Origin of the sequence: Pseudomonas sp. B34(2017) (genome assembly GCF_002112915.1) — a bacterium.
Classification (GTDB): Bacteria; Pseudomonadota; Gammaproteobacteria; order Pseudomonadales; family Pseudomonadaceae; genus Aquipseudomonas; species Aquipseudomonas pharyngis.
Genome location: NZ_NEJA01000005.1, coordinates 42,655 through 62,279 on the forward strand (window position 1 = coordinate 42,655; position 19,625 = coordinate 62,279).

A 19,625-nucleotide genomic window follows, 5' to 3' on the forward strand; every position below is an offset into this window, starting at 1 on the left:
ATGGATATCCGTAAAGTTAAGAAACTGATCGAATTGCTGGAAGAGTCCGGCATCGACGAGCTCGAGATCAAGGAAGGCGAAGAGTCCGTACGCATCAGCCGTCACAGCAAGACCCCGGCGCAGCAGTACTACGCTCCGGCTCCGATGCAGGCTCCGGCCGCTGCACCTGCCGCCGCTGCCGCTCCGGTTGCTGCTGCCGCAGCTCCAGCTGCCGCTGCTGCTCCAGCGCTGAACGGCACCGTTGCCCGTTCGCCGATGGTCGGCACCTTCTATCGCAAATCTTCGCCAACCTCGCCGTCCTTCGTTGAAGTCGGCCAGACCGTGAAGAAAGGCGACACCCTGTGCATCGTCGAAGCCATGAAGATGATGAACCACATCGAAGCTGAAACCAGCGGTGTGATCGAGTCCATCCTCGTCGAAGACGGCCAGCCGGTTGAGTACGACCAACCGCTGTTCACCATCGTTTGAACTGCGGAGAGCCTTTGATGACTGCGAAGTTGGAAAAAGTTCTGATCGCTAACCGCGGTGAGATCGCCCTGCGGATTCTGCGTGCCTGCAAAGAGATGGGCATCAAGACCGTCGCCGTTTACTCCAAGGCCGACAAAGAGCTGATGCACCTGGGTCTGGCAGACGAATCCGTCTGCATCGGCCCGGCTTCTGCCGCGCACTCCTACCTGCACATCCCGGCAATCATTGCGGCCGCTGAAGTGACTGGCGCTACCGCCATTCACCCAGGCTACGGTTTCCTCGCGGAAAACGCCGACTTTGCCGAGCAGGTCGAGAACTCCGGCTTCGCCTTCATCGGTCCGAAAGCCGAAACCATTCGCCTGATGGGCGACAAGGTATCGGCCAAGCACGCGATGATCGAAGCGGGCGTGCCAACCGTTCCAGGTTCCGACGGCCCGCTGCCGGAAGACGAGGAAACGGCGCTGCGCATCGGTCGTGAAGTCGGCTATCCGGTGATCATCAAGGCCGCCGGCGGCGGTGGTGGTCGCGGCATGCGCGTGGTGCACAAGGAAGAAGACCTGATCGCCTCGGCGAAACTGACCCGCTCCGAAGCTGGCGCGGCGTTCGGCAACCCGATGGTCTATCTGGAAAAATTCCTGACCAACCCGCGTCACGTCGAAGTGCAGGTTCTGTCCGACGGCCAGGGCAATGCCATCCATCTGGGCGACCGCGATTGCTCGCTGCAACGCCGTCACCAGAAGGTTCTCGAGGAAGCGCCGGCACCGGGCATCGACGAGAACGCGCGCAAGGAAGTCCTGGCTCGCTGCGTCAAGGCGTGCATCGACATCGGCTACCGTGGCGCCGGCACCTTCGAGTTCCTGTACGAGAACGGTCGTTTCTACTTCATCGAAATGAACACCCGTGTTCAGGTGGAGCACCCGGTTTCGGAAATGGTCACCGGTATCGACATCGTCAAGGAGATGCTCAGCATCGCCGCTGGCAACAAGCTGTCGTATACCCAGGATGATGTGGTGATCCGCGGTCACTCGCTGGAATGCCGGATCAACGCCGAAGACCCGAAAACCTTCATGCCGAGCCCGGGTACGGTCAAGCATTTCCACGCACCAGGCGGCAACGGCGTTCGCGTCGATTCGCACCTGTACAGCGGTTATGCCGTTCCGCCGAACTACGACTCGCTGATCGGCAAGCTGATCACTTACGGCGCGACCCGCGACGAAGCCATGGCCCGCATGCGCAATGCCCTGGACGAAATCGTGGTCGACGGGATCAAGACCAACATCCCGCTGCACCGTGATCTGACCCGTGACGAAGGCTTCTGCAAAGGGGGCGTGAACATTCACTACCTCGAGCACAAGCTGGCTGGCGAGAAGCACTAAGCTTCAGCCCGCACCAGACAAGGCCGCCTTCGGGCGGCTTTGTTGTTTCCGAAGGTTTCATCTGCTCACACATTCCCCGCTCCCACAAAACCGTCGCGCTCGCGTAAACTTGCGCGCTTCTCGCAGGCCGCTAGGCTGCAATCAATCTTTTTCACAGGTGCCCGCCATGCCTTGGCTGCAAGTAAGACTCGCCATCAGCCCGGAACAAGCCGAAACCTACGAAGACGCTTTCCTTGAAGTGGGCGCCGTTTCGGTGACCTTCATGGACGCCGAAGATCAGCCGATCTTCGAACCGGAACTCAATACCACCCCGCTGTGGGCGCACACCCACCTGCTGGCCCTGTTCGAGGGCGGCACCGAAGCCGCCCCGGTACTGGCCCACCTGGAACTGCTGACCGGCAGCCCGCTGCCCGAGCACCACAGCGAAGTGATCGAAGACCAGGACTGGGAACGCAGCTGGATGGATGGTTTCCAGCCGATGCGCTTCGGCCAGCGCCTGTGGATCGTGCCGAGCTGGCACGCCGCACCGGAGCCGGACGCGGTCAACCTGCTGCTGGACCCGGGCCTGGCGTTCGGTACCGGTACCCACCCGACCACCGCCCTGTGCCTGGAATGGCTGGACGGCCAGGACCTGAAAGACTGCAACGTGCTGGATTTCGGCTGCGGCTCGGGGATTCTGGCGATTGCCGCCCTGCTGCTCGGCGCGAAAGAAGCGGTCGGCACCGACATTGACGTGCAGGCACTCGAAGCCTCCCGCGACAACGCCGGGCGCAACAACATCGCGGACGAACTGTTCCCGCTGTACCTGCCGGAAGACCTGCCGCAGGTCAAAGCCGACGTACTGGTGGCCAACATTCTGGCCGGTCCGCTGGTTTCCCTGGCGCCGCAACTGTCCGGTCTGGTCAAGTCCGGCGGGCGCCTGGCACTGTCCGGGATCCTCGCCGAACAAGGCGACGAAGTCGCTGCCGCCTACGCGCAGGACTTCGATCTCGACCCGATCGCCAATCGCGATGGCTGGGTGCGCATCACCGGCCGTCGGCGCTAGAATGACCGCCTGCTCAATCCGGATCGCCGCATGACCGACAGCTTCGTCACCCAGTGCCCGCATTGCCAAACCAGTTTCCGCGTCAGCCATGCTCAGTTGAGCGTGGCCCGCGGGGTGGTTCGTTGCGGCTCCTGCCTGCAAGTGTTCAATGCCGCCAAGCAACTGCTGGAGCAACACGCAGGCAAGGAAGCGGTCACGCCGGTGGCGCCGTTAATCAGCGAGCCGGCGCCCGTCGACGCACCGGCCATCGTCGAAACGCCCGAGCCGCGTGCCATCAGCCAGAAGCAATGGAGCGCCGCCGAGCTGGATCTGGACAGCCTGGATCTGGACGAAGAACTGGCCCGCCTCGAGCAACGGGAAATCCAGCCGACCACCGAGCTTGGCCGCCCACGCGAGGACGCCCTGAGCGCCCGCCGCGACAGCCACGAACCGGAAGATACGTCGTGGCCGGACAGCCTGTTCAGCGAACCGGCAGATGAGCGCTCCCCCGAAGTCGAAGATGAACCCGACGCCGTCGAGCCTGAACCCGTCCGACCGGAACGCACCGAACCCTCGCTGTCGCTGGAGCCGGTGGATCTCGACGACGAACCGCCGATCCCGCAACTGCGCTTGCACGATCCGATCGACCCGAATGCCCGCCGCGAACGTCTGTCAGCCAGCGATGACGTCGACGACGAACTGCCACTGATCGAACCTGCGCGCAAAAAACGCGAACGTGTCGAGTCCAGTGCTCGCGCCGAAGCCTTGCAGGATCTGACCGATGATCCGCTGCAACTGGACTGGCAAAAACGCCGCTCGCCCTGGGGCCGTCGCCTGCTCTGGCTGTTGCTCATCGTGCTGGCCGCCGCCGGCCTGGGCGGACAATACATCGCCTATCACTTCGACGAACTGGCGCGCCAGGATCAATACCGGCCGTGGTTCCAGCAACTCTGCCCGCAAGTCGGCTGCACGGTGCCGTCCAAGGTCGATATCGCCAAGATCAAGAGCAGCAACCTGGTGGTGCGCAGCCACCCGGAATTCAGCGGTGCGCTGGTGGTGGACGCGATCATTTATAACCGCGCGCCGTTCTCGCAGCCGTTTCCGCTGCTGGAGCTGCGCTTCGCTGACCTCAACGGTCACCTGATCGCCAGTCGTCGCTTCAAACCCGGCGAATACCTCAACGGCGACCTCGAAGGCATGGCGGAAATGCCGCCGCAGACCCCGATCCATATCGCTCTGGACATCCTTGACCCAGGCCCGAAAGCGGTGAACTACAGCCTGAGTTTCCACTCACCCGAGTGAAGCGCTTCACCGCTCCCGGATTGACGGCAATTTTCTGACTGCACACCGCACAACCAAACCGGCGGTAATAACAGAATAACTGTTCAGATTTTGTTCAATTCAGCCTTTATCCAGTCATCGAGAGCGGGTATCATGCCAACCCTTTTTCGAACTCTCATGATCCGGCCCCACTTCAGGGAAGTCCTATGTCGGCGGTACGCATCGGCCCATATACATTGCAGAACGGCTTGATCCTCGCCCCGATGGCGGGTGTCACCGACCAGCCCTTTCGTCAGCTGTGCAAGCGTCTGGGCGCAGGGCTTGTAGTCTCGGAAATGGTCACCAGTGACATGAGCCTGTGGAACACCCGCAAGTCGCGCATGCGCATGATCCACGAAGGTGATCCCGAGCCACGCTCGGTGCAGATCGCCGGTGGCGATGCGCAGATGCTGGCGGATGCGGCCCGGGCCAACGTCGAGCTGGGCGCACAGATTATTGATATCAACATGGGTTGCCCGGCGAAGAAGGTCTGCAACAAGGCCGCCGGCTCCGCGCTGTTGAAGGATGAGGCACTGGTTACCGAGATCCTGCATGCCGTCGTGGCGGCGGTTGATGTGCCGGTGACCCTGAAGATCCGCACTGGATGGGATCGCGACAACAAGAACGGCCTGACCGTGGCGAAGATCGCCGAACAGGCCGGGATCACGGCGCTGGCGGTGCATGGCCGCACCCGCGCCGACCTGTACACCGGCGAAGCCGAGTACGACACCATTGCCGCGATCAAGCAGGCGGTGTCGATTCCGGTCTTTGCCAACGGCGACATCGTATCGCCGGAAAAGGCCCGCTACGTGCTCGACGCGACCGGTGCCGATGGCCTGTTGATCGGCCGGGCTGCCCAGGGGCGGCCATGGATTTTTCGCGAGATCGAACACTTCCTGCGTACCGGCGAAAAACTGCCGGCGCCGGAGCTGATCGAGGTGGAACGCATTCTGCTTGAGCATCTGGCCGCCCTTCACGCCTTCTATGGGGACGTGATGGGTGTGCGAATTGCCCGCAAGCATGTGGGCTGGTATCTCGCAACCTTGCCGGGCGCCAGGGAATTTCGCGCCCACTTCAATCGTTTGGATGGTACGGAAACACAATGCGCCAACGTTCGGGAGTTCTTCGCCGAACGTTACAAGAGCCTGACAGGGGACGGAGAAGGGGTGGCCGCATGACGATGATGACCGAGACTTTAGTGAGTGGAACAACACCCGTGAGCGACAACGTGAATTTGAAACAGCACCTCAATACCCCGAGCGAAGAAGGCCAGACCCTTCGCGGGAGTGTCGAGAAGGCGCTGCACAATTATTTCGCCCACCTTGAGGGCGCGTCCGTCACGGACGTGTACAACCTGGTGCTCTCCGAAGTCGAGGCTCCCCTGCTCGAAAGCGTGATGAACTACGTCAAGGGCAACCAGACCAAGGCCAGCGAGCTGCTCGGACTGAACCGCGGCACGCTGCGCAAGAAACTCAAGCAGTACGATCTGCTGTAAGCATTCAATCAAACCAGAAAGGCGCCCGCGTAAAACCGGTCGCCTTTTTTGCTGACTTCCCTTGCTTTTGATGGAAATTGAGATGACCGACCAGACTACCCGCCTGCCGATCCGCCGCGCCTTGATCAGTGTTTCCGACAAGACCGGGATCCTCGAATTCGCCAGGGAGCTGGAAGCCCTGGGCGTGGAAATCCTTTCCACCGGCGGGACCTTCAAACTGCTGCAGGACAACGGCGTGGCCGCAGTGGAAGTCGCGGATTACACCGGTTTCGCAGAGATGATGGACGGTCGGGTGAAAACCCTGCACCCGAAAATCCACGGTGGGATCCTCGGTCGTCGCGGTATCGACGACGCGATCATGAACGAGCACGGCATCAAGCCGATCGATCTGGTGGCGGTCAACCTGTACCCGTTCGAAGCCACCATCAGCAAGCCGGGCTGCGACCTGCCGACCGCCATCGAGAACATCGACATCGGCGGCCCGACCATGGTCCGTTCGGCGGCGAAAAACCACAAAGACGTGGCCATCGTGGTGAATGCCAGCGACTACGCCACCGTCCTGGAAAACCTCAAGGCCGGTGGCCTGACCTACGCTCAGCGTTTCGACCTGATGCTCAAGGCGTTCGAACACACCGCCGCCTACGACGGCATGATCGCCAACTACATGGGCACCGTGAACCAGGCTGCCGAAACCCTGAGCACTGAAGGTCGCAGCGAATTCCCGCGCACCTTCAACAGCCAGTTCATCAAGGCTCAGGAAATGCGTTACGGCGAGAACCCGCACCAGAGCGCGGCGTTCTACGTTGAAGCCAAGCCTGCCGAAGTCGGCATCGCCACCGCCACCCAGTTGCAAGGCAAGGAACTGTCGTACAACAACGTGGCCGACACCGACGCCGCGCTGGAATGCGTGAAGAGCTTCGTCAAACCGGCCTGCGTGATCGTCAAGCACGCCAACCCGTGCGGCGTGGCCGTGAGCCCGGACGCCGAAGGCGGCATCCGTCAGGCCTACGAACTGGCCTACGCCACTGACACCGAATCGGCGTTCGGCGGCATCATCGCCTTCAACCGTGAACTGGATGCCGAGACCGCCAAGGCGATCGTCGAGCGTCAGTTCGTTGAAGTGATCATCGCACCAAGCGTCAGCGAAGAAGCCCGCGCCGTCGTTGCTGCCAAAGCCAACGTACGCCTGCTGGCCTGCGGCGAGTGGTCGGCCGATCGCGTTCCGGCCTGGGACTACAAGCGCGTCAACGGCGGCCTGCTGGTACAGAGCCGCGACATCGGCATGATCGGCGCCGACGACCTGAAAGTGGTGACCAAACGCGCCCCGACCGAACAGGAAGTCCACGACCTGATCTTCGCCTGGAAAGTGGCCAAATTCGTCAAATCCAATGCCATCGTCTACGCCAAGAACCGTCAGACCATCGGTGTCGGCGCCGGCCAGATGAGCCGCGTGAACTCGGCGCGTATCGCCGCAATCAAGGCTGAGCACGCTGGTCTGCAAGTGGCCGGTTCGGTAATGGCATCCGATGCATTCTTCCCGTTCCGCGACGGTCTGGACAACGCGGCCAAGGTCGGTATCACGGCAGTGATCCAGCCGGGTGGCTCGATGCGTGATGCTGAAGTGATTGCTGCTGCTGACGAAGCCGGTATCGCTATGGTCTTTACAGGCATGCGCCATTTCCGTCACTGATACACGGCAGCTACAAGCCTCAAGCTGCAAGCTGCAAGAAAGAGCAGTCAGGTATCGCTCCTTCTTGCAGTTGCAGCCTCATTAATTCAGAGCCATAAGCTGTAATCGAGAGTCACACACTCGCTCTTGCTTGCAGCTTGTAGCTTGCAGCTTTCTCCGAAGGAGTCTCTCTTTGAATGTTTTGATCATTGGCAGCGGTGGCCGCGAACACGCCCTGGCCTGGAAAGTGGCTCAGGATCCGCGAGTGCAGAAGGTTTTCGTCGCACCGGGCAACGCCGGCACCGCGATTGAAGCCAAGTGCGAGAACGTCGCCATCGATGTGCTGGCCCTCGAGCAGCTCGCTGACTTCGCCGAGAAAAACGTTTCCCTGACTATCGTCGGTCCGGAAGTGCCATTGGTGGCCGGCGTCGTCGACCTGTTCCGCTCCCGTGGCCTGAACTGCTTCGGTCCGACCGCCGGCGCCGCGCAGCTGGAAGGCTCGAAAGCCTTCACCAAGGATTTCCTGGCACGCCACAAGATCCCGACCGCCGACTACCAGAACTTCACCGAGATCGAGCCGGCCCTGGCTTATCTGCGTGAAAAAGGCGCACCGATCGTGATCAAGGCCGACGGCCTGGCCGCCGGTAAAGGCGTGATTGTTGCCATGACCCTGGCCGAAGCCGAAGACGCCGTGCGCGACATGCTCGCCGGCAATTCCTTTGGCGACGCCGGTTCACGCGTTGTCATCGAAGAATTCCTCGACGGCGAAGAAGCCAGCTTCATCGTCATGGTCGACGGCAAGAACGTTCTGCCGATGGCCACCAGCCAGGACCACAAACGCGTCGGCGACGGCGACAGCGGTCCGAACACCGGCGGCATGGGTGCTTACTCCCCTGCACCGGTGGTCACCGCCGACGTGCACCAGCGCGTGATGGACCAGGTGATCTGGCCGACCGTGCGCGGCATGGCCGACGAAGGCAACGTCTACACCGGTTTCCTGTACGCCGGTCTGATGATCGACAAGGCCGGCAATCCGAAGGTCATCGAGTTCAACTGCCGCTTCGGCGACCCGGAAACCCAACCGGTGATGCTGCGTCTGCAATCGAGCCTGGTATTGTTGGTCGAAGCCGCCCTGGCTCAGGCGCTGGACAAGGTTGAAGCGCAGTGGGATCCACGTCCGAGCGTCGGCATCGTGCTGGCCGCCGGCGGTTACCCGGGCGACTACGCCAAGGGCGCGCCGATCAACGGTCTGGACGCCGCCGCCGCACTGGAAGGCAAGGTCTTCCACGCCGGTACTGCGCTCAAGGACGGCAACGTCGTGACGGCCGGCGGTCGGGTGCTGTGCGCCACCGCCATGGGCGCCAGCGTCGGCGCCGCCCAGGAGCAGGCCTACAAACTGGCCAAGGCCATCGACTGGGAAGGCTGCTTCTACCGCACCGACATTGGCTACCGCGCCATTGCCCGTGAACGCGGTGAGTCTCAGTAATAAGCTACGCTGTGTTTCCGGCAAGGGCTCATCGCCCTTGCCGGACTGTTCCGACGCTGCGCATCGTTATATTCTGGCATCAACCTACGAAGGGATTTCGCCGTGCGCTGGCTCAGGATTGCCATAGGTTTCACCGTCACGCTGTTGACCTTGCTCTGCATGCTCCCGGCCCAGGCCGCGCAAGGCAGTGGCTGGTCGGTATTGCTTGACGATCAGGGCAACCTCCAGCTGAGCGACATCCGCTCCGCCCGCTACACCAATCAATTCAGCCCTATCGAGCTTGACCGCCTCACCGCGGCCGAACCCGATGGCGCCTTGTGGCTGCGCTTCAGGCTGGCGCCCGGCAAGCACGAACAAGTGCTGCGGATCTTCGCCCCCGACCTGTCGCACCTCAATCTGTATGTCCTCGACGGCGATCGCCTGATCGAGCAGCGCGACACCGGCACCACCCAGCCCCAGGTGGAACGACCGCTGCCCAGCAGCGATTTCATGCTGCCGCTGCCGCAAAGCGACAAACCCCTCGACGTCTACCTGCGACTGGTCTCCGATCACCAGTTGCGCCCGTACATCACCCTGCAATCGGCAGTGATGGCCGCGGCCAATCACAACCAGACGCTGATCTACGGCCTGCTGTTCGGCTGCCTTGCAATGCTGATCCTGCACAACCTGATCCGCTACGCCTACACCCGCTCGCGCAGCAGCCTGTGGCTGGCCATCTGTGAAGTGCTGCTGGGCCTGAGCCTGTTGCTGCTGCTCAACCTCGCCGGTCCGTGGCTGCCGAACTGGCACGCGATCCAGACCCCCGGCGCCTACCTGGCCCTGCTGCTGACCGCACCGGCCGGCCTGATGTTCGCCTACCGCTTTTTCGCCCCGCTCGGCCCGCATCCGCTGAACAAGCTGCTGATCGGCGACATTCTGTTCATCGTGATCTGCAGCCTGTTGCTGTTGTTCGTCAACACCCTGCCGCTGAACATCATTACCTATGCACTCGTCGCCCTGGCCGGCCTGAGCATGTTGCTGGTGGGTTCCTATCACTGGCAGAAAGGCTACCGCCCTGCCCGGCTGTTCGTCGCGGCGATGGTGGTGTTCAACATCGGCACGCTGATCATCCTCCCGGCCTTGCTGGGGCTGACCCTGGTGGCGCCGCAAGGCCTGATCATGACCCTGATGGGTTTCATCTGCATCAGTGGCCTGCTGATGAGCATCGCCCTCGGCGAACGTCAGCGCAGCATCACCGAAAGCCGCTTCAGCATCAGCCGCGACCTCGCCGCGAGCAACGCCGAGATCAATGCCAAGGCCGAATTCCTGGCCAAGATCAGCCACGAAATCCGCACGCCGATGAACGGCGTACTGGGCATGACCGAACTGCTGCTCGGCACGCCGCTGTCGGTCAAGCAACGCGACTACGTGCAGACCATCCACAGCGCCGGCAACGAATTGCTGACCCTGATCAACGAGATCCTCGACATCTCGCGGCTCGAGTCCGGGCAGATCGAACTGGACGATGTGCAGTTCGACCTCAACGCGCTGATCGACGATTGCCTGAGCATCTACCGCGCCAAGGCCGAACAGCAGAACGTCGAGCTGATCAGTTTCATCCAGCCGCAAGTGCCACGGGTCATCAGTGGTGATCCGACGCGCCTGCGCCAGACACTGCTGAGCCTGCTGGAAAACGCCCTGAAGAAAACCGAGGAAGGCGAAGTGCTGGTGGTGGTCGCCCTCGACGAACGCAGCGCCGGCCCACGCCTGCGCATTGCCGTGCAGGACAGCGGCCAGCCGATGGATCAGGAAGAGCGCGACGCGCTGATGCACGCCGAGTTGCACAGCAAGCATTTCCTGTCGGCCAACCGTCTGGGCGGCAACCTCGGGCTGGTGATCGCCCGCCAATTGATCCGTCTGATGCAGGGCGAGTTCGGCATCAAGAGCGGCGCCAGCCAGGGCAGTACGTTGTGGCTGACCCTGCCGCTGGACCCGGATCGCCTGGAGCACCCGACCTCGGACCTCGACAGCCCGCTGCAAGGCGCACGCGTGCTGGTGGTCGACGACAACGACACCTGCCGCAAAGTGCTGGTGCAGCAATGCAGCGCCTGGGGCCTGAACGTCAGCGCCGTGCCGTCGGGCAAGGAAGCGCTGGCCCTGCTGCGCACCAAGGCGCACCTGCGCGACTATTTCGACGTGGTTCTGCTGGACCAGAACATGCCCGGCATGACCGGCATGCAACTGGCCGCCAAGATCAAGGAAGACCCGAGCCTGAACCACGACATCCTGCTGATCATGCTCACCGGCATCAGCAATGCGCCAAGCAAGATCATTGCGCGCAATTCGGGGATCAAGCGCATCCTCGCCAAACCGGTGGCCGGCTACACGCTCAAGACCACGCTCGCCGACGAGCTCAACCAGCGCAACCGTGGCCAGGTGGTGTTCCAGCCGCAGCCGGCCAGCCCCGCAGCGCCGGTCAAGGTGCCGAGCGACTTCCGCATTCTGGTGGCCGAAGACAACACGATTTCCACCAAGGTCATCCGCGGCATGCTCGGCAAACTCAATCTGCAACCGGATACCGCCAGCAATGGCGAAGAAGCCTTGCAGGCGATGAAAGCCCAGCGCTACGACCTCGTGTTGATGGACTGCGAAATGCCGATCCTCGACGGCTTCTCCGCCACCCAGCAACTGCGGGCCTGGGAAGTCGGCAATCAGCGCATCCGCACGCCGATCGTGGCGCTGACCGCGCACATCCTCGCCGAACACAAGGAGCGCGCGCGCCAGGCCGGGATGGACGGGCACATGGCCAAACCGGTGGAGCTGTCGCAACTGCGAGAGCTGATCGAACACTGGGTAGCCCAGCGTGATCAGCAGAACCGTGCGACGACGCAACCGTCGTGAGCCGACAGACACGATAGCGCCTGTTAGACTCCCCCGACTTTCCCCGCCAGCGAGCCCGCGCCATGCTCCACGTGTTATTCAGTGTTTACCTGAAGATGCTGGTGCTCTACAGCCCGTTCTTCGTGTTGTCCTGCTTCATCAGCCTGACCCGCGGTTATTCGCGCAAGGAACAACGCCGCCTGGCCTGGAAAGTGGCGGTTGCCACGCTGGTCTCGAGCGTGTTGCTGTATCTGTTCGGGCGGGTGATTTTCGATGTGTTCGGCATCACGGTGGATGCCTTCCGAATCGGTGCCGGCAGTGTGCTGTTCATTTCGGCGCTGGGCATGGCGCAGGGCAAGTCGGCCGTGCAGACCGACAACGTGCAGCAGGACGTGACGATCGTTCCGCTGACCATCCCACTGACCGTCGGCCCCGGCACCATCGGTGCGCTATTGGTGATGGGCGTCAGCCAGCCGCACTGGGACGACAAGCTGTTTGCGATCATGAGCATCGCCCTCGCCAGCTTCACGGTTGGCGTGGTGTTGTACCTGTCAAACCGCATCGAACGCATTCTCGGCGATCAGGGTTTGCAGATCGTCAGCCGCCTGATGGGGCTGTTCGTGTGCGCACTGGCAGCGCAGATCATTTTTACCGGGGTCAAAGGCTATCTGGTGCCTTGAACCCTGAAACGAAAAGACCGCCGACGGTAACGTCGGCGGTCTTTTTTCGTCAGTGCTCCCAATCCATCAACCGACAGGCTCGACGGTTTTCTTGCTTGCCTGATCGATCAAGCCTTTCAGCGTCACACTATCGCCTCCATCCTTGCGCGCCTTGAGCCAGCGCACCAGTGTCGACACCTGGCACGGACGCAGGCCTGTGACCTCCAGCACGGCATCACCACGCAAAGCCAGATCCTGCGCATCCGCATGGCGTACCAACACACAATGTCCACTGTCCGGGTCGATCACAATCAGATGATCCTCGACTATCGCCACCTCCAGCCTCTGTGGATCGTCCAGCGTCAGGATCAAGCGGCTCATGACCTGCGGGCGGACACCCAGCGGATAACGACAGTCAACCACCAATGAGTCGAGTTTGCGCATGAGCGCCTCGGCCAGTACCCATTTCATCGAGCCACGCCCCACCCGCAGGACGAGCGTACGCACGTCGTCCGGAATCAGCGGCAGAGGATCGTACGCATCCACCTGCCCTTCGAGTACCAGCACGTCGCCCGTGCGCTCGACATAATCCAGTGGTTTGATCTGGCGCATGCTCGGATAGCCCTGAACGACTCGCTCCAGCGGCTCATGCAACACCAGATCGGTATGCCGTCGGGCGCCCAGCAGCTCGAAATCCACCGGGAGATCCACGGCAGGGATCCGGATCACCCGCGCACTGTCAGCGATATACCACTGCAAACTGGCATCCTGGGTCGCGAGCGAAATGAACGGGCGGTGGTCTTCGGTTTCCAGCAAGGCCTGCAGGTCGCTGATCAAATGCTCGCCATGAGCTGCCAGCCAATCGTGCTGTACTCCGCTGATCAATGGTGGCTCCAGGTACTGCAGTTGCAGCACCACCCCTTCCTGCGTTGTGCCCAAAAGGCCAGCACCGACAATCCGCACGTCGGTAAATCGCCACGCCGTCCATTGGCGCTCCGGCCTGGGCAGCATCCGGGCGTGCAACAATTGCGTCCCCTCTGCGAACGCCTGCTCAAGTTGCTGCGTATCGATAAAGGTCTGGCGCCAGATCTCGCCCCCCTCGGGTTCGAACAACCATGCCGACTGATTGTCCGGCGTCATACCGAGCAACCGAATCTGCGTCTGTGGCGCGTCACACAACAACACCCGGTTATCCACGTACCAGGCATGCAACCGCGCATCGCCGGTAGCGTTGGCAACCCCGACAATCGAGAATTGCTCGACAGCGTGCTGCCGGGCTACGGCTTCGAGCGCCAGCCACCAATGCCTGCGCCCCTTGAGCCATGGCTCGGCCAGACCCGCAAAACGCACGTTACCGTCAGTGCCGATTTCGAACGACAATCCGTCCTCGGTCCGTGCCTGATAACCGTTGTGCTCAGCCGTCACCTGCTTCAGGCGCTCGGGCTGCACCCAATCGTGCGACCATTGGCCCTGTCCCTGTCCCTGCGTCATGGTCAACTGAACCCGACACAACTTCTGGAATCGGCGGTCGTAGATGACAAATACATCGCTGTCATCGGCCAGCGGCAGCAACATCAATTCCTTCAGATTCTGGATCGAGTCCGGCCATCCGCGGTCACGGTGACGGCGCGGTACCGGGCGTATGATCAGATTGTCGCGGGTGCGAACCCAAGCCATGTCCCGGGCGTTCTCTTCAATCTTCCAGCAAATCGAAACGTAAGACGCGAGCTGCCAGTCGACCGTGGCAAACCCTCTGTCAGTCAGAACCGGTTTGTGTTCCACCCAATCACCGAGCAACGGCGCCCAGTCAGTCAAAGCCTTTCGGTCATCGAGCAAGGCCTCGAAAGTCGGCTCGAGTCCACGGGTGATCGAGCTCAGCCACAGTTCACCCTTGTGGATCAGATAGTTCAGGCGCTCGATTGTGCCGTCCTGACGGGCATACTCCTGCACCACATGGACAACCCCCTGTTCATCGGCCTCCACACTGCGAATTGTGCTGAGACCCTCGAACCGGAACATCAAGCGATAGCGGTGGCTGAGCAGCCCTGTGTCGGCATCGACCTGGCAAATGTCGTATTCATTCGGATCATGGAAGAACACCGTGTCGCCAGTCACCAGCGACAACTGTTTGTCTTCGCTGAAGAACTCATCGTTGCGGATATACAGAATCCGATCCTCCGCGGCGTCGTACCAGGCATTGGTATAACGGGGTGCTTCGATGTTCTCGAATGGAATCAGGTAGTCGTGGATCGGTGTATAGCGCAACGCCAGTCGATGAGCCCGCGCCAGCGCATGCAGATGATCCTGCAGGATCTGGTCGTCCAGCCCTTTGGGCGCCTGCTCCTCGAGCAATTGCAACTCAAGCTGTTTGGTGCCTGCGATTCTGAAGAGTCGGCCATTTTCGATCATCAGGGATATTTCCGGCGTGTTGACCGCCGTGACCTTGAACTGGCAACCCTTGATACTGAACTGCCCGTCGCTGCCGAACACAATATCCTTCTCGACGGCCCACGGTGCGGCAATGATCCAGCGGTCCTTCTGATTACCCAATGACGTCAGCTCGACGTTGACACCAGGGTTGAGCACCAGTGTGCATGTGTTTCCTCCACCCTGAATCCGGTAGCTGATCTGCTCATGCCAGGTTTTCGGAATCACCGGCACGATCAACTTTCGCGCCTGGGCGTCGAGTGTGACGCTGATCTGGGTCGGCCGGTAATCGGGATACATCCGATGGACGATGTAGTGGCTGGGAAACGAATAGAACGAAAAAAGAAAGAGCCACTGACCGTCCGCTTTTTTCTTTTCCAGACGCCGGGCAATATCAAAGCCCTTGTCGTGGCGCTGCGATGCAAATGGCAGGATCTGATACTCGTATCGGTAGCAGGTCATTGGCGTACACGGCAGGACAATGGCTTGCCCGGCCGGTGGTGCGAACTTCATTTCGGTCGGGTAGCCCAGTTCATTGCTCAGATGAATGGCTCGTGAGTAGTCGACCTCGAATTCCGGCACGCCGAAATGATCGCGCAATGGATACAGGCGGGTGCTGTCGAGCGAGAGCTTTCCGGTGCCCAGATCCACTGCATTGAAAATCAGAGACGGTCGTGGCAACCAGGCACCTTGCTCGCCGCTGTAGCGATATCCAGCCCCGTGATGAGCGTCCTCAAGCTCCGCAAAAAACAGTCCGACCGCTTTCGCTTCTTCGGCGATTGTTGCGAAGTTCTGCGCCAGCGCCGCCACGCCCACCGCCAGGCCACCCAGGATCACCCCCGCGCCCCCCAGCACCGCTGCCGCCGTTCCTGCTCCGGCAAGTGCGGCACCCAGTCCCGCACCGGTCAGGGCCAGGCTGCTGGCGTCAAAGGCCAACTGAGTAGAATAGGTAACCGTTTCGACATCGTTGCGGGCCGTCGCCACCTGATAAATATCGAATCCGACATTGGCCAGGCCCAGCACGGCACCGATACCCTCGTTGGCCACATGTCCGGCCACGGTACCGAAGGTGCTGCCGCTCAATGGCTCGAGAGCTTCGCCGACCACCTTTGCACTGGTGCGGGCGATCAGTTTTTCATCGCGCAACGCGGCTTGCACCAGGCTGATCAGACCTGCCACATCAACTGCGTTGCCATGCACCAGTTGCGCGTAATTGACGTAGGCGTGCCACTGCACAGCAGTGGTCATTGTGCGGTCTGCGCCTTCGCGCCCGCGCAATGCACTCATCAACGCCTGCACCGCAAAACCGGCATTCAGCGTATGTACTGCCGCAGCCTCGGTGGCGTCTGCCCCGATGTCCACCCTACGTTTGCCACCGAGCGCCGAGAACAGTTCCGTCAGATAGTTCCTGATCCGCAGCAGGCGATCATCCTGGCTGAGGACCGTGGCGACCACCTCGCCACTTTTCGGATCAATCATACTCACCCGATAGCTGCCCTCTGACGTCACTTCCAGCGAGTCGAACAACGGCACCAGAGGCGACACCGAGTCATGGCCCTCCTGCAAGCGTGAAGTGACGTCGGCAATCTGCTCGGCCCACCAGTCATTGTCCGCAGACAGCAAAGCTTTGCCCAGGCGCGGATTTTCCACCAGAGATTGGCCGTGAGCACTGTTCAGCCGCTGGCGGACGGATCTGAATGGCTTGTCCGGCAACGGCTCATCCTTGAACAACTGATTCACCTTGGTGCCATTAGACAGGTCCACATCGGCAACTTTCTCACCCTGCACATCGATCAGATCGAACAACGGTCGGTCTGGTTTCCCGTACAGCGCGTAATGACGGGCTATGCCTGCGAGCCTGAAAAACCGATTCAGGGCCGTTTTGAAGGTCACCTGGTTGTCAAATTCGAACAGGCCGAAGTTCGGATCGTAGAAGTGGTAAATGTGTGCCACACCGTTGAAACTCCGCGCCACCAGCATCGAGTGGTTGTCCGAGTTGAGCATCAGGGTTCGGGTACCGGCGGACTCCTCGAGGGTAGCGACCACCCTGTCCATATCGACCCGCCCGAGCGCCGTGCCCACCTCTGCGACTTTCACCCCACGCAATTCCTCCAGCGCCCCCAGAAAGGCCCTCGAATCTGAGTGCTCCGGCTGCAGCACCGCCAGGTAAAACCGCTCGCGCAATTGTCGGGTCGAGCCCTCGCCCTGGGTGAGGGCAGCACTCATCGCCAATGCCAGTGGAAAACAGCGCCCCGCAGCCCTGTCACCCGGCCCGTGCATCAACAAATCCTGAGGCACCAGTTTTACGGTGCCAGCGTCGAACTGATCGAGCACCTGCTCCACCTTCAACTGGACCTGTTCGCGATGTTCCTGAATGGCCAGCCGTTGGATCTGTGCCACCTGACGCCCCCAGTCGGCCAGCGTCACAGCCTTGGCCAACGCGTCCTTCTTCAGACTCAGCGCATTGACCGAAAGCAACGAAAAGCCATCGTCGACACTCGCCATGGCCGTTACAAAGGCTGGCGCCAGGCGCCGATAGAGTTGCTGTTCGATCGCCGCATAGCGCCCGGACGTCCCACGCTCACTCAGGCTGTTGGTCAAATTGTCCATTGCACCGCTCAGTGCAGAAAAACTTTGATCATCCAGCGATTCGGCTCCCAGCAAAGCGCCTATCGTCAAACGCTGCAACGGACTGAGGTGCGCAAGCTGCCAGGTCCCCTTGCCAAGACCGATCAACAGTTCATCCAGCGCGAGCCCCTGAGTAGACTGAGTGCTCAAGGATGCGGGGGGCCGGAGGCGAATGTCCTGATTGCGGATGGCCTGACGATGCTCGAAGTTGAGCGGCAGCCTGTCGGCGAACACAACCTTGCCGTCCTGGCAGCTCATCATCGCCTTGGAAAAAGACTGTCCAAGGCGCTCGGCCATGCGTTGCAACAAGTCGGTATTGAGCACATGACGCCCCTCGATAACTGGCCAGCCCAGCTCGAATTCGAGGGTCGTGTGTTTCAGCAACTCGTCGATGTCGCCTGCATAGCGGGTTTTGTATTGGCCGTCATGCCAACGTTGTTTTTCATTTTTTACCCACTGATCGAGATCGCTTTCGTTGTCTTTCCAGGAGTGATCCTGTTCCTCCTCGCTCGAACGAGTGACCACACCTCCCGGTTCGATGCCCACCTCATTATGTAAAGCGGCGGCCTCACTGGGCGTGAAATGAGCCCGCTCATAGTCCTGCATACCCCGGCGCATAGCCCCTGGACCGGTCAGGAAAATCGTTACCTCTTTTTTCGGACGGATACCGTCGCTGTGATACTCGGCGATAGAGACCGCCAACCGATACATTGCCGACTCTTGCATGTTAGGCAATGCGCTTAAAGGCCCGAGTCGGCGCTCGATCTCGACAATCGCCAGCTCGTAGTTGGCATCGGTGTCTCCTGGTGCTGAACCTTTGGCCGCTGCGGCCATGTCTACCGAGTCGATCACTGCATAGTTAAAGCCCAGGCACTCCTTCACTGACTGCAGCATCGGCGCACCCGGATGAGCCATCAGATAAGCGTTGGTCACTGAACCCATTTCAGCCACGGCACGCAGCATGTAGGGGCGTGCCAACAGGTCGCTCGGTGCCTGGAAGACTTGACTCAAATCCGGCGCGCTTTTGGCAAAAGACTCCAGCGCTGCACGATGTTCCTCGGGGATGTAGTGGCCATAATTCTTGTAACGACTGCGCAATGCCTGACGTCCGGGCATCCAGTGTGGGTTGTGATCCAACAGCAGTTGAGTGATGCCAAGCTCGGCATTCGTGCCGAGCTTGCTGATATCCACCCCCCCCAACACCTTCAACAACGGCGGAAGATTGTCGACGTCCGAATATATTCCGCCTTCTGGCTCCAGTACCTCTAGCCGCACAACATCGGAACCGGCGGCCAGATTGCCGCGCAAGCGCATTTCCCGATCGTAAATGTCTTGCAATTGCATAGGTTGCGAGGCGCCGGCCAAATCGCGCAACTGCAAATCGCCACCTGCCACCGCCTGCAGGCTCTGCAAATTGCGCTCTTTAAGAGATTGCAGATCCTTTTCCTGCTGACCATACGCTTTGCTCAACAATTGCACCCTGGCAGTGTCGGCAGACATACCGCTTTCAACGGCCTCATTGACATGAGCAAACATTTGCTGTTTCAGAACAATGGCTCGAGTTACATATGCCTCTCCGAGCCTCTCTTCCGTGGTGCTGTCAACTCCACCATGCTGCATTGCATGCACTTTGGCGGCTTCGACAATAAGGCGAGTAGTCTGATGGACAAGCATTGCATCACTGTCATACCAGAGATTGATTTTATACCCCTGCCCGACCAGTACTTGCTTCCAGAGATTAATGTAATCGCGTTGAATCTCGCCAATGCCTCCACCCAACCACACAAAGTGCAAAATCTTCGGCACTTGCGTCGCCGGTGCATTAACTTTCTCGACACTGGAAAGAATATTAGACTGAAAGTTTGCAAGCTTTTCTTTTATTTGTGAAAGTGTCAGGGGCGAATCCGAATCGGAATGGTTTGCCTCCTCTTGCTCCGTTTCGCGGCGCACGCGGTGCTTTTCCAGATCCTCCAGATCCTCCAGAGCCTGTTTGAACAGCGCCAGCGGATTTCGCAGCCGCGATGATTCAAGCAAAGCGCTGCAGGCAAAATAATAACGAATGGCAACATCATATTGCCGGGTGTTTTTGTACGGCAGCAGTGCTTGTTCAAGATCACTCAACTTGAACAAATTGACAAAATCCAAATATCCAACACTTGCAGCTTTAACTTTCGAATCCTGCATAAACAACCTTCCTTGAAATATTCAATGACC

General features: G+C 60.4%; 11 protein-coding genes. 10 read left to right on the forward strand and 1 reads right to left on the reverse strand.

What is annotated here, in order from left to right:
• From accB to CAF80_RS16930, 10 genes are all read left to right on the forward strand, one after another.
• Positions 1-468, forward strand: a complete 468-nt coding sequence (gene accB / locus CAF80_RS16885; RefSeq protein WP_007951023.1) for an acetyl-CoA carboxylase biotin carboxyl carrier protein — start codon at positions 1-3, stop codon at positions 466-468.
• A gap of 17 nt (positions 469-485) precedes the next feature.
• A complete protein-coding gene (gene accC, locus CAF80_RS16890; RefSeq protein WP_011332264.1) occupies positions 486-1,844 on the forward strand; it encodes an acetyl-CoA carboxylase biotin carboxylase subunit in 1,359 nt (452 codons plus the stop codon).
• A 166-nt stretch (positions 1,845-2,010) separates the two neighbouring features.
• Entirely contained in the window at positions 2,011-2,889 is an 879-nt protein-coding gene (gene prmA / locus CAF80_RS16895; protein ID WP_007951025.1) for a 50S ribosomal protein L11 methyltransferase, read from the forward strand.
• A gap of 30 nt (positions 2,890-2,919) precedes the next feature.
• Positions 2,920-4,170 (forward strand): DUF3426 domain-containing protein, encoded by a 1,251-nt coding sequence (locus CAF80_RS16900; RefSeq protein ID WP_085667755.1) that lies wholly within the window; start codon positions 2,920-2,922, stop codon positions 4,168-4,170.
• Positions 4,171-4,355: 185 nt separating this feature from the next.
• Positions 4,356-5,366, forward strand: coding sequence for a tRNA dihydrouridine synthase DusB (dusB, locus tag CAF80_RS16905; protein WP_007951027.1), 1,011 nt, complete (start codon positions 4,356-4,358; stop codon positions 5,364-5,366).
• Positions 5,363-5,683: a DNA-binding transcriptional regulator Fis gene (fis, locus tag CAF80_RS16910; protein WP_002555375.1), complete on the forward strand. Its 321-nt coding sequence runs from the start codon at positions 5,363-5,365 to the stop codon at positions 5,681-5,683. The genes dusB and fis overlap by 4 nt, the downstream gene beginning before the upstream one ends.
• A gap of 82 nt (positions 5,684-5,765) precedes the next feature.
• On the forward strand, positions 5,766-7,373 hold the full coding sequence (gene purH, locus CAF80_RS16915) for a bifunctional phosphoribosylaminoimidazolecarboxamide formyltransferase/IMP cyclohydrolase (RefSeq protein WP_085667754.1): 1,608 nt from the start codon (positions 5,766-5,768) through the stop codon (positions 7,371-7,373).
• A 172-nt stretch (positions 7,374-7,545) separates the two neighbouring features.
• Positions 7,546-8,838, forward strand: coding sequence for a phosphoribosylamine--glycine ligase (gene purD, locus CAF80_RS16920; protein ID WP_085667753.1), 1,293 nt, complete (start codon positions 7,546-7,548; stop codon positions 8,836-8,838).
• Between the two features lie 102 nt (positions 8,839-8,940).
• Positions 8,941-11,718 carry a hybrid sensor histidine kinase/response regulator gene (locus tag CAF80_RS16925; protein ID WP_039772033.1) on the forward strand — a complete coding sequence of 926 codons (2,778 nt, stop codon included), beginning with the start codon at positions 8,941-8,943 and terminating at the stop codon, positions 11,716-11,718.
• A gap of 62 nt (positions 11,719-11,780) precedes the next feature.
• Positions 11,781-12,377, forward strand: a complete 597-nt coding sequence (locus tag CAF80_RS16930; protein WP_007951032.1) for a MarC family protein — start codon at positions 11,781-11,783, stop codon at positions 12,375-12,377.
• Between the two features lie 66 nt (positions 12,378-12,443).
• On the opposite strand, the gene CAF80_RS16935 is transcribed toward CAF80_RS16930, so the two are convergent.
• Entirely contained in the window at positions 12,444-19,595 is a 7,152-nt protein-coding gene (locus tag CAF80_RS16935; protein WP_085667752.1) for a TcdA/TcdB pore-forming domain-containing protein, read from the reverse strand.
• Positions 19,596-19,625 lie beyond the last annotated feature (30 nt).

Bases quoted from the DNA above. Each gene is read 5' to 3' on its own strand.
- prmA (WP_007951025.1), top strand. From the start codon at position 2,011: ATGCCTTGGCTGCAAGTAAGACTCGCCATCAGCCCGGAACAAGCCGAA.
- fis (WP_002555375.1), top strand. From the start codon at position 5,363: ATGACGATGATGACCGAGACTTTAGTGAGTGGAACAACACCCGTGAGC.
- CAF80_RS16900 (WP_085667755.1), top strand. From the start codon at position 2,920: ATGACCGACAGCTTCGTCACCCAGTGCCCGCATTGCCAAACCAGTTTC.
- purH (WP_085667754.1), top strand. From the start codon at position 5,766: ATGACCGACCAGACTACCCGCCTGCCGATCCGCCGCGCCTTGATCAGT.
- accB (WP_007951023.1), top strand. From the start codon at position 1: ATGGATATCCGTAAAGTTAAGAAACTGATCGAATTGCTGGAAGAGTCC.
- accC (WP_011332264.1), top strand. From the start codon at position 486: ATGACTGCGAAGTTGGAAAAAGTTCTGATCGCTAACCGCGGTGAGATC.
- CAF80_RS16930 (WP_007951032.1), top strand. From the start codon at position 11,781: ATGCTCCACGTGTTATTCAGTGTTTACCTGAAGATGCTGGTGCTCTAC.
- dusB (WP_007951027.1), top strand. From the start codon at position 4,356: ATGTCGGCGGTACGCATCGGCCCATATACATTGCAGAACGGCTTGATC.
- CAF80_RS16935 (WP_085667752.1), bottom strand. From the start codon at position 19,595: ATGCAGGATTCGAAAGTTAAAGCTGCAAGTGTTGGATATTTGGATTTT.